The sequence below is a fragment of the Stenotrophomonas sp. 22DLJC03 genome (genome assembly GCF_056861405.1).
Map to the genome: position 1 here is coordinate 170,301 of NZ_JBSPUG010000005.1, position 15,317 is coordinate 185,617.

The following is a 15,317-nucleotide window of genomic DNA, read 5'->3' on the forward strand; positions in this document are numbered from 1 at the left end:
CGCACGCCGCTGTGCTCGCCGGGCATGACCCGGCGCTACCGGGTGGGCCTCGGCACTACAATGGCCGCATGAGCATCCAAGAGCTTTCCCCCGCGCAGGCGCGCGAGCGCCTGGCCCACGGCGCCGTGCTGATCGATGTGCGCGAGACGCATGAACGGGCCGGCGGGATGGCCGAGGGCGCGCGCGGCGTGGCCAAGGGCGAGCTGCAGGCCGACCCGGCCGCGCATCTGCCAAAGCACGACCAGGAAATCCTGTTGATCTGCCAGAGCGGCAAGCGCTCGGCCGATGCCGCGCAGTTCCTGCTGGAGGCCGGCTACGCCCACGTCGCGTCCGTCTCCGGCGGCACCGTGGCCTGGCGCGAGCAATCGCTGCCCTTGGTGCAGCCGCTGACCAGTGCCGCCGACCGCGATTTTTACGACCGCTACTCGCGCCACCTGCTGCTGCCGCAGGTGGGCGAGGCCGGCCAGCGCCGGTTGCAGAAGTCGCGCGTGCTGGTGCTGGGTGCCGGCGGCCTGGGCGCCCCGGCTGGGTTCTACCTGGCTGCGGCCGGGGTAGGGCATCTGCGCTTCGCTGACCACGACCGCGTGGAGCGCAGCAACCTGCACCGGCAGATCGTGCATACCGAGGCCAGCGTCGGCCAGCTGAAGGTTGATTCGGCGCGTGAGCGGCTGCTGGCGTTGAACCCGTCCATCGAGGTCGAGGCAGTGCCCGAGCGGGTCACTTCCGAGAATGTGGATGCGCTGCTGGACGGCGTGGATGTGGTGCTGGACGGCTCGGACAACTTCCCGCTGCGCTACCTGCTCAACGACGCCTGCATCAAGCACGCCAAGCCGATGGTCTATGCGGCCATCGAGCGCTTCGACGGCCAGGTAAGCGTGTTCGATGCTGGCCGCCAGCGCGGTGCGGCACCGTGCTACCGCTGCCTGTTCCCCGAGCCACCGCCGCCGGAGTTCGCGCCGAACTGTTCCGAGGCCGGTGTGCTGGGGGTGCTGCCCGGCCTGGCCGGTGTGCTGCAGGCCACCGAGGTGCTGAAGCTGCTGCTCGGCATCGGCGAACCGCTGGTCGGCCGGCTGCTGCGCTTCGATGCGCTGGGCATGCGCTTCCGCGAGACCGGCATCCGGCCGGACCCGCACTGCCCGGTGTGCGCACCGGGCGTGCCGTTCCCGGGGTATATCGATTACGCCGCGTTCTGTCGGGGTGGGTGAACCCGTCCGGGGAGTGCGTTGGTAGATGCCGACCTTGGTCGGCGCTTTCGTGCCAACCAAGGTTGGCACCTACCGAAGCGGGTGCATGGTTGGCGCCCGCCGATGCGCATGCATGGTTGGCCCCCACCGACGCGCATGCAAGGTTTCGGGATGATGTTGGGGTCTGTCCCCGGCATCGTTCCACCTCCAAGACAATCCGACGCAACATGCGTGCTATTGCCGTCATCGGCATTGCTCTATTGTTGAACCCGATTCTGGATCTTGGGGAAAACACCGCATGGCGGTAGAAGCAGCGACCAGCGAGCTGGTCAAGGTCGTGGCCCTGTTGGGCGCGGCGGTGGTGATGGTGCCTTTGTTCCGCCGGGCCGGCCTGGGCTCGGTGCTGGGCTACTTCGCCGCTGGCCTGGCGATCGGACCGTTCGGGCTGGGCTGGTTCTCCGACCCGCAGGCGATCCTGCATACCGCCGAGCTAGGCGTGGTGATGTTCCTGTTCGTGATCGGCCTGGAGATGCGGCCCTCGCACCTGTGGAGCCTGCGCAAGGAAATCTTCGGGCTGGGCACGCTGCAGATCGTCACCTGCGCGCTGGTGCTGACCAGCATCGCCAAGCTGTTCGGGCTGCCGTGGCAGATCGCCTTCATCGGCGCGACCGGTTTCGTGCTCACCTCCACCGCGGTGGTGATGCAGCTGCTGGCCGAGCGCGGCGACATCGCGCTGCCGTCGGGGCAGAAGATCGTCTCCATTCTGCTGTTCGAAGACCTGCTGATCGTGCCGTTGCTGGCGCTGGTGGCCTGGATGGGCCCGAGCGCGGGCAGCGCCGATGGCGAAGGCTCGCGCTGGTTGTCGGTGGCGATCGGCGTCGGCGCCATCGTCGGCCTGGTGCTGGTCGGCCGCTTCCTGCTCAACCCGCTGTTCCGCGTGCTGGCCGAATCGAAGGCGCGCGAGGTGATGACCGCCGCCGCGCTGCTGGTGGTGCTGGGTGCGGCGCTGCTGATGCAGCTGTCCGGCCTGTCGATGGCGATGGGCGCGTTCCTCGCCGGCGTGCTGCTGAGCGAGTCGACCTTCCGTCACCAGATTGAAGCGGACATCGAGCCGTTCCGCGGCATCCTGCTCGGCCTGTTCTTCCTCAGCGTGGGCATGGCGCTGGACCTGAGCGTGGTGGCCGCGCACTGGCAGCTCATCCTCGGCCTGGTGCTGGCGCTGATGGCAGCCAAAGCGCTGTGCATCTACGTGGTGGCGCGCATCATGGGCAGCGACCACGCGCAGGCGCTGGATCGCGGCGTGCTGATGGCGCAGGGCGGCGAGTTCGCCTTCGTGCTGTTCTCCGCCGCCGCATCGGCCGGCGTGATCGATCTGGAGATCAATGCCAACTTCACCGCCGTGGTGGTGCTGTCGATGGCGCTGACCCCGCTGGTGGTGCTGGTCTACAAGCGCATCGCACCGAAGCCGACGGTGAACATGGACGGCGTGGATGAGGCCGACGGCCTGTCCGGCAGCGTGCTGCTGATCGGCTTCGGCCGCTTCGGCCAGGTCGCCAGCCAGTCGCTGCTGGCGCGCGACGTGGACGTGACCATCATCGACAACGATGTGGAGATGATCCAGAGCGCGGCGCGCTTCGGCTTCAAGATTTACTACGGCGATGGCACGCGGTTGGATGTGCTGCATGCCTCCGGCGCTGCCACCGCACGCGCGATTGCGGTGTGCGTGGACAAGGCTGAGGCCGCCGACCGTATCGTTGAACTGGTGGCGCACGAGTTCCCGCAGGCCAAGCTGATGGTGCGTTCGTTCGACCGCGAGCACTCGCTTCGGCTGATCCATGCCGGTGTCGATTTCCAGATCCGCGAGACCTTTGAATCGGCAGTGCTGTTCGGCCAGTCTGCACTGGTCGAGCTGGGCGCTGACGAAGACGATGCGATCGAGATCGCGACCGAGATTCGCCGCCGCGATGCCGAACGATTCGAGCTGGAGATTGCCGGTGCCGGGCTGACTGATGGAGCGCGGATGATGTACGGCAACACGCCACAGGGCGTGCCGACACCGACCCCGTTCACCGCACCGAAGCGGGAGAGCAAGACGCTGAACCCGCAGGATGTGCCGGAAGAGGAAGAATAAGGTCTGCGGGTCGGATCCCTTTCCAAAGGAAAGGGCTCTGACCCGTTTTGCCATGTTGGGGTCAGAGCCCTTTGCCTGTGGCAAAGGGATCCGACCCCATCAGGACCCCATTCCGCGGTGGGCGAGGGGGCCTGAATCGGGGACAATAGCGTCCCCGCCGCCCCACGCCCGCTCCCGATGACCGATTCCGCCCCCCAGCTTCCTGCCCGCATCCTTGATGGCCGCCGCATCGCCGAGGACCTGCTCGACAGCCTGAAGGTGCGCGTCGACGCCCGCGTGGCCGCCGGTGGCAGCCGCCCGGGCCTGGCCGTGGTGCTGGTCGGTGGCGACCCGGCCTCGACCGTGTACGTGCGCAACAAGCGCCGTGCCGCCGAGAAGGTCGGCATCGAGGCGCATGACTACGATCTGCCGGCCGGTACCACCGAAGCCGAGCTGCTCGACCTGATCGACCAGCTCAACGCCGATCCGAAGATCAACGGCATCCTGATCCAGCTGCCGCTGCCGGGCATCCCCGACGCGCGCCGCCTGATCCAGCGCATCGACCCGCGCAAGGACGTGGACGGCTTCCACCCGGAAAACGTCGGCCACCTGGCCCTGCGCGAGTTCGGACTGCGCCCGTGCACCCCGCGCGGCATCACCACGCTGCTGGGCCACACCGACCAGCCGGTGCGCGGCCGCAACGCCACCATCGTGGGCGTGAGCAACCATGTCGGTCGCCCGATGGGCCTTGAACTGCTGATTGCCGGCTGCACCGTGACCAGCTGCCACAAGTTCACCCCCAAGGACGTGCTGGAACAGGCCGTGCGCAACGCCGACATCCTGGTGGTGGCGGTGGGCCGCCCGGGCATCGTGCCGGGCGAGTGGGTGAAGCCGGGCGCGGTGGTGATCGACGTCGGTATCAATCGGTTGGATGACGGCCGCCTGGTGGGCGACGTCGGGTTCGAGGCCGCAGCGCAGCGGGCGAGCTGGATCACCCCGGTGCCGGGTGGCGTAGGCCCGATGACCGTGGCCACGTTGATGCAGAACACCCTGGAAGCGGCGGAAGCGCTGAGCTGACCTTTTGGGGTGGGTGCCGACCGTTGGTCGGCACAATGCCGGCAGGCCGATGACCCGCTCCTGGTAGGTGCCAACCTTGGTTGGCACACATCCATCGGGGCCATGGCCCATCTGGGGCACCGGTGCCGGACGGATCGTGCCAACCAAGGTTGGCGCCTACCAAAGGCAAATTGCGGGATGGCTTGGATGCCCAGCATGATCCGCTCTTGGTGGGTGCCAACCTTGGTTGGCACAAACAGGGAGAGGCCTTTGCCCCATCTGGGGGCCAGGTGCCGGACGGATCGTGCCAACCAAGGTTGGCACCCACCAAAGCAGTAGCCGGCCCCCTGAACCAATCACCGCCCGCGCGACACTGCGTCGCATCTACCCCCTGCCACACGGCGCGAAAACAGGGTAAAATGTCGCGCTTCCCCACATCTCGGGTATGCCGATGCTGCGCATCCAGGCTGAAGCACTCACTTACGACGACGTCTCGCTCGTCCCCGCTCATTCGACCATCCTGCCCAAGGACGTCAACCTCGAAACGCGGTTGACTCGCGACCTGAAGCTCAAGCTTCCGATCCTGTCCGCCGCCATGGATACCGTCACCGAAGCACGCCTGGCCATCGCCATGGCACAGCTGGGTGGCATGGGCATCATCCACAAGAACCTGAGCGTGGAGCAGCAGGCCGCGGAAGTGGCCAAGGTCAAGAAGTTCGAGGCCGGTGTCATCCGCGACCCGATCACCGTCGGCCCGGAAACCACCATCCGCGACGTGCTGGCCCTGACCCAGGCGCACAACATCTCCGGCGTGCCGGTGGTGGGCAGCGACGGCCTGCTGGCCGGCATCGTGACCCATCGCGACATGCGCTTCGAGACCGAGCTGGACGATCCGGTCCGCCACATCATGACCAAGAAGGATCGCCTGATCACGGTCAAGGAAGGCGCCGCGTCTGATGAAGTGCTGCAGCTGCTGCACCGCAACCGCATCGAAAAGGTGCTGGTGGTCAACGATGATTTCGCCCTGCGTGGCCTGATCACCGTCAAGGACATCCAGAAGAACACCGACTTCCCGAATGCTGCCAAGGACATCGCCACCCGCCTGCTGGTCGGCGCGGCCGTCGGCGTGGGCGGCGATACCGACCGCCGCGTGGAAGCGCTGGTGGCTGCCGGCGTGGACGTGATCGTGGTCGATACCGCGCACGGCCATTCGCAGGGCGTGCTGGACCGCGTCAGCTGGGTCAAGAAGAACTTCCCGAACGTGCAGGTCATCGGCGGCAACATCTGCACCGGTGAAGCCGCGCTGGCGCTGCTGGACAGCGGCGCGGACGCAGTGAAGGTCGGCATCGGCCCGGGCTCGATCTGCACCACCCGCGTGGTGGCCGGCGTGGGCGTGCCGCAGATCACCGCGATCGACCTGGTGGCCGAAGCGCTGCAGGACCGTATCCCGCTGATCGCCGACGGTGGCATCCGCTACTCCGGCGACATCGGCAAGGCGCTGGCCGCCGGTGCGTCCACCATCATGATCGGTGGCCTGCTGGCCGGTACCGAGGAATCGCCGGGCGAAACCGAGCTGTTCCAGGGCCGTTCGTACAAGAGCTACCGCGGCATGGGCTCGCTGGCCGCGATGGAGAAGGGGTCCAAGGACCGCTACTTCCAGGACGCCGCCACCGCCGACAAGCTGGTGCCCGAAGGCATTGAAGGCCGCGTGCCGTACCGCGGCCCGGTGGGCGGCATCATCCACCAGCTGATGGGCGGCCTGCGCGCCACCATGGGCTACGTGGGCTGCGCCACCGTCGAGGACATGCGCAGCAAGCCCAAGTTCGTGAAGATCAGCGGCGCTGGCCAGCGCGAGAGCCACGTCCACGACGTGACGATCACCAAAGAGCCGCCGAACTACCGCTCCTGATGCGGGACGAGCAAAGAGGAACGGGGAAGCACTTCCCGTTCCTCTTTCTCTATCTGCCGCTGCATTTTCTCTTTCAGATTTTCGTTTTCCCTACTGCATTGCCGGGGCGCCATGACCAACATCCATAACGACAAGATCCTCATCCTCGATTTCGGCGCGCAGTACACGCAGCTGATTGCCCGCCGCATCCGCGAGCTGGGCGTCTACTGCGAAATCTGGGCGTGGGACCACAACCCGGCCGAGATCGCGGCGTTCGGCGCCAAGGGCATCATCCTGTCCGGTGGCCCGGAATCGACCACGCTGCCGGGCGCGCCCGCCGCGCCGCAGGAAGTGTTCGACAGCGGCCTGCCGATCTTCGGCATCTGCTACGGCATGCAGACCCTGGCCGCGCAGCTGGGCGGTGCCACCGAAGCGGCGGACCAGCGCGAGTTCGGCCACGCCGAAGTGAACGTCATCAACCCGGATGCGCTGTTCAAGGGCCTGAGCGACCACGGTGGCGAGCCGAAGTTGAATGTCTGGATGAGCCACGGCGACCACGTCTCCGTTGCACCGCCGGGCTTCACCATCACCGCCACCACCGACCGCATTCCGGTGGCCGCCATGGCCAACGAAGAAAAGCGTTGGTACGGCGTGCAGTTCCACCCGGAAGTGACCCACACCCTGCAGGGCCAGGCGCTGCTGCGCCGCTTCGTAGTGGACGTGTGCGGCTGCCAGACCCTGTGGACCGCCGCCAACATCATCGACGACCAGATCGCCCGCGTGCGCGAACAGGTGGGCGATGACGAAGTGATCCTGGGCCTGTCCGGCGGCGTCGATTCGTCGGTCGTTGCTGCGCTGCTGCACAAGGCGATCGGCGACAAGCTCACCTGCGTGTTCGTCGACACCGGCCTGCTGCGCTGGCAGGAAGGCGACCAGGTGATGGCGATGTTCGCCGAGCACATGGGCGTCAAGGTGATCCGCGTGAATGCCGCCGACCGCTACTTCGCCAAGCTGGAAGGCGTGAGCGACCCGGAAGCCAAGCGCAAGATCATCGGCAACCTGTTCGTTGAGATCTTCGACGAAGAGTCGAACAAGCTGAAGAACGCCAAGTGGCTGGCGCAGGGCACCATCTACCCGGACGTGATCGAGTCGGCCGGCAGCAAGACCGGCAAGGCGCATGTGATCAAGAGCCACCACAACGTGGGCGGCCTGCCGGAGCACATGAAGCTGGGCCTGGTGGAGCCGCTGCGCGAGCTGTTCAAGGACGAAGTGCGCCGCCTGGGTGTTGAGCTGGGCCTGCCGCGCAGCATGGTGTATCGCCATCCGTTCCCGGGCCCGGGCCTGGGCGTGCGTATCCTGGGCGAAGTGAAGCGCGAATACGCCGAACTGCTGGCCAAGGCTGATGCCATCTTCATTGATGAGCTGCGCAAGGCCGACCTGTACGACAAGACCAGCCAGGCGTTTGCCGTGTTCCTGCCGGTGAAGTCGGTGGGCGTGGTGGGTGATGCGCGGGCGTATGAGTGGGTGATTGCGCTGCGGGCCGTGGAGACGATCGACTTCATGACGGCGCATTGGGCGCATCTGCCGTATGAGTTCCTGGGAACGGTGAGTAACCGGATCATCAATGAGTTGCGGGGGGTGTCGCGGGTTGTTTATGACATCTCGGGGAAGCCGCCGGCTACTATTGAGTGGGAGTGAGTTGAGAGAACTAGGGCGCCGAGAGGCGCCCTTTTGTTTGGGGTGATGTCGCTAGATTGATCTCCCGCTATGCAGAGCGTTGATGAGTTCACGCTTGGGCTTGTGTTCTTCAATTGTTAGTGTCCGATGCCAGGAAAAGGCGAGATTCACTTGCGTCGGTAAGCCGGCACTGACGATAGGGATGTTCAGTCGCAGCAATTTGGGGATTCAGGGTAGAGTTCGCGCCACAAATTCCGTGCCATGCTCTCTTTGTGCTGATCTCTACAGCTGCTTAATGCTAGAACAATTCACTGATTTGTACCTTGTGGGCACAACGTCCGGGATGTGGGGGTTCGAAGGGAGTCGTGTTTTGGCGTATGCTCGTGACAAGGGGGATGTCAATGAACAAAAACTCTAGGCGTCGTCGCAAGACTGGATTCTTAGCTAACTACACGGTGGACGAGGCCTACCTCCAGAGGCCCGATGGTGCAACAGGTCGTCCTGGAGTGACCAGCGGTAGGGATATTGATGGAAACTCTGTTCTTATTCGTGAATGGAGTGGCATTGGGAAAGCGCCAGATAGCAATCTAGAGCAGATTTGGCGTCATGAACTGAGGCAGCTGCATCGGTTAGCCGGTTACCCAGGTTCGGCTTCCTGTATTGCTCACCTCCATGATGCCGGATTCGACGCTGCCGGCTTCTATCTCGTTATTGCGCCGGGTCAAAGACAGCCTTTGGAGTTTCTTCGCAAGAATCTTTCGGGTGATCATTGGCTTCGACAGCCGCGCGTCCCATCAAATCGGTTGCGAATGTGGACGAATATAAAGCTGCTTGTTCATGGACTGGAGACCCTTCATGCGCAGGGAATTCTCCATCGAAGCATCGACACCTGGGCTGTTCTGACAGCTGGGGGGACGGAGCCAGATTTCCAGCTCACGGGCTTTGAGTGGACAATGCGGATTACAAGTGCAGAGGGCCTTTCAAGTCGACGCTCCAATAAGGGGAGTGTCAGAATTTCTGATTCATTTGGCCAAGACTGGAGGGACTTTGGCCTGCTCGTTGCAGATCTTCTTGGCGTTAAGCGTCAGCGAATTCTTGATCCGGCAATCGCGCCCTTTGAAATTGCCGACCACCTTACGTTGGAGGAAGCGCGCCTTCTTCGTATTCTTGTGCAAATGAATCCTGAGCAGCCACTAGACGGTGATGGAATATCCTCCCGAATAGATGGAGCGCTTGTCGTCTTGAAATCAGAGATCGCTAGTCGTCAAGCAAAGCTTCATATGGCGATTCGACTAGGACCGGGAAGCGCGCTGAGCCAGCGTATTCGAGAGGTATCCGATTTCGAGATAGAAATTGACGATACCGAGGCTCAACTAGATTTCGTTAAGAATGACTTGTCTGGCGAGCCATTGCTATTGTGTATTAGACAGTCAGATACGCATAGCGAATTTAGAATGGTTCTGCGGGGGCGACACCTGCTATATCGTCTTCAGGAATACCGTGCGCCAAACGGTTCCACTCTTAGCTGGGACTTTTCTTACTGCGAGAGAGTTGATCCTAGTCCGCCTGCGCCGTTCAATTTAATGGAACAGCGGAGATTGAGCTCTGAGTCAATTGAAGTAATGCGACTTCGCGAAGCGTCAAGTATTTTTCCGCGTGTTCGGGGGAGGCTCATTTCTTGGGATGAGATTAGGAGCGATTTTAGAAAAGTCAGTGAGCCTGTTTCAGCGGAGCAGAGTGCGCATAGAGCGCTTACTCTTCTGCAGTTGATCGAGTCCATTTACGCGGCCGCCGACGCATACGCGGTCGACCTGCTCCAGCTACCTGAGTACAAAGAAGGTGAGGAGCATGGCAGATACTGGTTGTCTGTTCAGCTTCGTGCGGATGCAGAAAGGTCCGCGCTTTCTTCAGTCTTGGGTCTCAAGTCGCCGGCGGATCGATTTATGGATCTTGTGGAGGCCGAAGGGTTCGGATCTGAAGATTGGCTGTTGGTGGATGGCCGATCGCTCAGCGATAAAGAAGCATCTGGCGCGGAATGGACGTTCAGGCAGATAATAGAGCGACCAGGTCAGCCTCCAGCGTTCTTATTTGATGGCCCCGGACCTGTGCCATTTCTTCATGATCCCGTGATGCTGCCGGCCTCGGTAGGAAGGGATGTCCAGTTTCGACGAAGGCTCAAGGCGCTCAGAGCCCTTAAAACACATCATGAGTTACTCCAGATGATCGTCGATCCCCGGCGTAGGGTTTTGGATAGTCATGATGATTTTGAGGAGGATGACGAGCTCGAGAAGCTTGATGAGCCGAAGCGATTGGCTTTGAAGCAGATTACGACTACATTGCCGCTCTTTCTAGTCCAGGGGCCGCCCGGTGTGGGTAAGACGCGCCTGGTGCGCGACCTAGTCAGTAGGCGGTTTTCTCGAGAACCGACCTCCCGAATCCTGCTAACAGCCCAAAGCAATGCCGCCATCGATCATCTAATGGATGAGCTAGCAGGTGTACTGCAGGCGGATGACCCAAATGGGCCGCTCGTCGTGAGATCTAGCAAGCGTGATGCAATTGAAGCGCCCAGTCAGTTCGATATTAGAGAACAGACTTGTCGACTGGTAGGGCGCCTTGCGGCCAGTGCCTTGACAAAGGAGATGCCGCCAAGACTTCAGGCGTCAATTTCAGAGCTAGCGCATGCAGCGAACCTCTACTCTGCAGCGGACCGCAAAGCTGGATTGGCGGCCGGTAGGGTCGCGGAGCAGTCGCTGCGGACCTTTGAGGGGCTTGTCGCTCGCGCTGCCAACATCGTATTCGCGACCACCAACTCGGGCGAGCTTGAGCGTCTGATAGATGAGAGAGGGCAGTTTGACTGGGCTATTGTAGAAGAAGCAGGAAAGGCGACTGGAAGCGAGCTCATTTCACCGCTGCTTCTTTCTCACCGAAGGCTCATGATTGGCGATCACAAGCAGCTTCCCGCGTTTGCATCCGATCAAATGAAGCGCTTGCTTGCGCAGCCGGAAAAGGTTCAGGAGGCACTGAGAATTGGAGAGGAATTCCTCGGGAAGTCGCTTCGAGATGCAACCACCGAAGAGCTATTGGATGGTGTTTCTGAAAATAAGCCTGATTTTCCTGCACTCTGCTCTCAGGCGCTTCGAGTTCTCTCTTACTTTGAGTCGGCCATAGAGGCAGAGTTTGAGCGACAGGCGAAGGGGAAGAAGGGGCGTCCAATTGCCAAAAGGCTTACCTCACAGCACCGGATGCATCCCGCAATCGCCTCTATAGTCTCAAGTTGCTTCTATGGAGATCTACAAACCGATCCTGCATGTGCGGATAGATTTAGGGTGGAGCCTAGGCCTTTCTGCACGGTAGATAATGTCCGGCTTCCTGCGGCACCTGTTGTTGTAATTGACATGCCATATGTGCAGTCTACTCAGAATCAAAGGTCGGGAGATCAATACCCTGCCTGGCATAATCCTGCCGAAGTGAAAGCAGTGACAGAAATTCTGAGTCTGCTTCGCGCGGGGCAGGATGTCGACTATGTGCCTTCGCTGGCCGTGCTGTCTCCTTATGGAAGGCAGGTCCGGGCGCTCAACGATGCCATTAGCGATCAGCTGAATGGAAGGCTTGGCCACATGCGGGACTTCCGATCTCCGACGTCTAGCGGTAATTGGTGCCACACCGTGGACTCTTTCCAGGGGAGTGAGGCGGACGTGGTAGTAGTGTCCTTGGTCCGTAACAATCACCACTCCTCGATCCGGAGCGCTCTTGGCTTTCTGGGGGATGCTAGGCGTATGAATGTATTGCTAAGTCGCGCGAAATGGCAGCTTGTGCTTGTTACCAGCACTGAGTTTCTTGGCGAGGTGATGCGTGCTGAGCGTAACCGATCAAATGAAGGCAATGTTGGGTTCATAAGCTCGCTGCTTGATGAACTCCATTGCGGTAGAGACAACGGTGACGTGGTGTTCGTTCCATTCGGCGAACTACTGGGGAGTAGAGAATGAGCGTTGTGCGGGTGGCTATCCCCCTTCTTAAAGGCAAGAGAAAGTTCTTCCTGGAGAAGGGGCGGTCCTGGAGCCTTCCGGAACATGTGTTTCTTGCGGCGCTGGTAAAGAAGCCCAGAACTGTAGAAGAGCTTGCCGAGGATGGAGATGTTCCTCGTCGTCTAGTTTTGGAGGCGCTGATTAGGCTCATGCGTGCCGGATGGGTCACGCTGCAGCAGGAAGGCAGGGGTGTGATCTTTAGCGCCACCGAAATGGGACATGTGGTTGTCGATCAAGACGAGCTTCCAAGGCTAGCTAAGGCGACAAGCCGCTGGATGAATTTCGTCATTGACGAAGTCACAGGTACGCTATATCGGAGTCGTGAGATGCCGTTCTTTGAAAGGCACATTGTGGAAAGCAGGGCGACAAGAGAGCGATTGGTATGGCTAAAGACACGTAATCTCGATGCGTTTGATGACACTGCGGCCGTTCTGGCAAACCTCTTTGAAGATGACGAGAGATTTCTCGGAATTGAGCCCTCGGCGGAAAAAATGGTGCGAAGATTCGCCATTGCAACTGTGCGAGACAACAATGTGGAGGGGCTGCCTCCCCGTGCGCCCTCCTGGCTCTCCGATCTTGTCAAGGTGGCTGCCGGTACAGCCGGGCCTTCTCCGATGGCGTTGAGATCGCCGCATTTCGACTCGGATAGCCACTTTCCTCAACGGGAAAGGTCCGTTGCTTCAAGCATGGATGCGACCTTTAAAATGGAAGATCTACTCCTTGGGGGGGATGCTCATCAGAAGGTTTTTCGCGAACTGATACGTAAGGTAAAGCGAAGGTTAATAATCCACTCAACGTTTGTTTCTGAAGACGGATTCTCGCAAGTTCAGGATGAACTGATCTCGGCTGCTAAGAGGGGGGCCATCATTGATATCCTTTGGGGCGAGGATGAAAATAAGACTGATTCTGTTACAACTGCTAAAACTATTGCGATCATTCGCCGCCATATTGAAGCTATGGGTCTGGCCTCAAGCATCCGAATTAGTCCTTTCTCCACTAGATCTCATGCGAAGATTGTCGTTTATGATGACGGGAGAACTGAGAATCTTTCTACGATTGTTGGGTCATGTAACTGGCTCTCAACAGGCTTCAAGAACTACGAGGCTTCGGTTGGATTTAGTGATCCTGTGGTGGTCTCAGCGGTTCTCGAACAGATCGCGGACCTTACCCGTGGCGGCGATCGTCATTGGACAGATTTGACTAGTGAAATGGCAAGGCTTGCCTCGGATGCGCGCATTCGGAAGCAAGCCTCAAGTCCGAATGCGAAGGTTACTCTTGTACTTGGGCCGCAACATGCGCACTTTGCGCGAGTTGCACGAGACAACGCTCGACACCGAATATTTGTTACTAGCCATAAGATAGGAGCCGCAGCCCGTCCATCCGTGTTAGTGCCTGCTCTTGCGGCTGTCCGAGAAAATGGAGTGGAAGCCAGAATGTTCTACGGACTGGAGGGTCCTTCGGAAATCTCCAATGAACTGTTCATTGCCGAAAATGTTGGATTGTTACCATCTCCAGTTCTGTCTCCGCGTCTTCATGCGAAGGTGCTCGCTTGGGACGATGACCATGCTCTTATTACTAGTCAAAATTGGCTATCGGCCGATCCCGGGGAGTCGAATGTTAGAAGGGAAATTGGGCTGATGGTAGAGTCTGCTGGCGTCGCGAGGAAGCTCATCGACCACTTCGATGCAGCGCGGGGTTCCGACGAAATAATTGAGACAGGGGGGCGTAGCTGATGTACAAATATGCAGTTTTTCAAGGCGGCGGCGTCAAGGGTATTGCCCTGGTGGGCGCATTGCAGGTGGCAGAGGAGCAGGGTGTTTCATTTGAAGGCGTTGGGGGCGCATCTGCCGGGGCGATTGTTGCAGCGCTGTACGCGGCAGGCTACACGGCCGCAGAAATGAGATTGATTTTTGAGGCAATTAATTTTGACGAAATGCTTGACGGTGTTGGGTTTGCTCGTTTGGCGCTGGGTAAGAGATTGGGGCTCTACCGAGGGCGTAAGTTTCAGAGGTGGCTCCATGGGCTACTGTTAAGAAAAGGCGTTCGCACTTTCAGCGACTGTAAAAGGAATCTAAGGATCGTTGCTACTGACCTCACAGAAAGAACGCTGGTAACTCTGGACATGCAGACCCACCCAAGCATGGAGGTGGCCGAGGCGATTAGGATGTCGATGAGTATTCCTTTCGTTTTTGAGCCGGTTCAGATGGGACGAAGCTTGATGGTTGATGGCGGGGTCTTAAGTAATTTTCCTCTATCTTTGTTTGACGGAAATGAAACATTGGGCTTTAGGCTTCATTCGAAGTCAACGTCTGTCAAGTTCTCAGCCGAAGGCTACAAGGAATATCTGGTCGCGATCATGGGTGCTATGTTGGATGGGCGCGATAATTACGATGTTCAGACAAAGAGACTCGCAGGACTGATCGAAATTGACCCTGGGAGTGTTTCCAGTACGCAGTTTGGTTTGAGCGATGCTGAGAAGGCGGATCTCTACGAGAGAGGGGTTTCTGCAGGAAGTAAGTTCTTTGTTGAGCCCGCCAATACAAGTAGAACGTATCATCTATCGATAAGTGGGGAGGCGCCTGTCATAGGGCTGACTTGCCCTCCGGAGGTTGGCAATGACACGGAGGTCCGCTTCTCCATCTCAGCTCTAGTTAGCGTTAAGGTTGATGAGCAATACTTGTTGGTGAAGGGAGGTCGAATCGATCAATTTCAACCTGTTGGTGGCGTTCTAAAGGTTTATAAGAGCGCGCATTTCAATCTCGCTAATATGGGTGTTAAAGCAGATAGTAAAATTCCAATCGATCAAGATAGTGAGGATGATCTTCGAGTTTTCGTTCCCCGGCGGTCGGTTGAACCATTCTTGCGATGGTTCTTGGAAGGGCGTGGTCGTGAGGTTTACCCCGGGCGAGAGTTTGGCGAAGAGTTGGTTCAGGGTGGCATACTCAGTTCCGCTGCTTTCAGTGTTCCGTTTTTTGAGTATATAGGGCGACGAGTCGAGGGTATTCGCTGGACTAATCATTTCCAGTGTTACGAAGTTTTAATTTCGGAAATATACTCACTTGTTCCAAACGACGAGCAGATTCGAGAGCTGAGGGCAGTGAAGGGGCGTGGTGAGAATCCGGATGTAATTTGGGCAAGCCCTGCGCTTATTAGGGCCCGTGGGTATGATGCAATTAGTAAAACGCAGGTTGCTAGAATCTCAGAGCATTCGACCTGGATTCTTGACGGGGTTGGCGATTAAATCAGTCTCATGAGTCCTCTTGTTTTCATGGGGAGATTCATGATGCTATTCGGGGCGTTTAGATGATCTGCTGGCCGCTGGTGTGCAGCTGGACATTTTTGAGCCTTTCTGAGGCAGGCATGCTTGGGTGAGATAA

At 59.5% G+C, this 15,317-nt stretch carries 8 protein-coding genes; all 8 read left to right on the top strand.

All coding sequences use genetic code 11. From position 1 onward, the window contains the following. Positions 1-68: 68 nt before the first annotated feature. The 8 genes from moeB (at position 69) to AC13GA_RS17325 (ending at position 15,181) form a co-directional block, all read left to right on the top strand. The gene (gene moeB, locus AC13GA_RS17290; RefSeq protein ID WP_482998608.1) at positions 69-1,205 is read left to right on the top strand and encodes a molybdopterin-synthase adenylyltransferase MoeB; all 1,137 of its coding nucleotides are present in this window, start codon (positions 69-71) and stop codon (positions 1,203-1,205) included. A 277-nt stretch (positions 1,206-1,482) separates the two neighbouring features. After that, positions 1,483-3,315, top strand: coding sequence for a monovalent cation:proton antiporter-2 (CPA2) family protein (locus tag AC13GA_RS17295; protein ID WP_482998609.1), 1,833 nt, complete (start codon positions 1,483-1,485; stop codon positions 3,313-3,315). A 177-nt stretch (positions 3,316-3,492) separates the two neighbouring features. After that, complete coding sequence (folD, locus tag AC13GA_RS17300; RefSeq protein ID WP_014036908.1) at positions 3,493-4,371, top strand: bifunctional methylenetetrahydrofolate dehydrogenase/methenyltetrahydrofolate cyclohydrolase FolD; 879 nt, start codon at positions 3,493-3,495, stop codon at positions 4,369-4,371. 430 nt (positions 4,372-4,801) lie between these two features. Further along, on the top strand, positions 4,802-6,259 hold the full coding sequence (gene guaB, locus AC13GA_RS17305; protein WP_032976170.1) for an IMP dehydrogenase: 1,458 nt from the start codon (positions 4,802-4,804) through the stop codon (positions 6,257-6,259). Positions 6,260-6,370: 111 nt separating this feature from the next. Then, positions 6,371-7,936 carry a glutamine-hydrolyzing GMP synthase gene (gene guaA / locus AC13GA_RS17310; protein ID WP_482998610.1) on the top strand — a complete coding sequence of 522 codons (1,566 nt, stop codon included), beginning with the start codon at positions 6,371-6,373 and terminating at the stop codon, positions 7,934-7,936. Positions 7,937-8,316: 380 nt separating this feature from the next. Then, positions 8,317-11,901 carry a DEAD/DEAH box helicase gene (locus tag AC13GA_RS17315; protein WP_482998611.1) on the top strand — a complete coding sequence of 1,195 codons (3,585 nt, stop codon included), beginning with the start codon at positions 8,317-8,319 and terminating at the stop codon, positions 11,899-11,901. After that, positions 11,898-13,673 carry a phospholipase D-like domain-containing protein gene (locus tag AC13GA_RS17320; RefSeq protein WP_482998612.1) on the top strand — a complete coding sequence of 592 codons (1,776 nt, stop codon included), beginning with the start codon at positions 11,898-11,900 and terminating at the stop codon, positions 13,671-13,673. Before AC13GA_RS17315 ends, AC13GA_RS17320 begins: the two co-directional genes overlap by 4 nt. Beyond that, positions 13,673-15,181 (top strand): SMODS-associated NUDIX domain-containing protein, encoded by a 1,509-nt coding sequence (locus AC13GA_RS17325; protein WP_482998613.1) that lies wholly within the window; start codon positions 13,673-13,675, stop codon positions 15,179-15,181. The genes AC13GA_RS17320 and AC13GA_RS17325 overlap by 1 nt, the downstream gene beginning before the upstream one ends. The last annotated feature ends 136 nt before the right edge of the window (positions 15,182-15,317 follow it).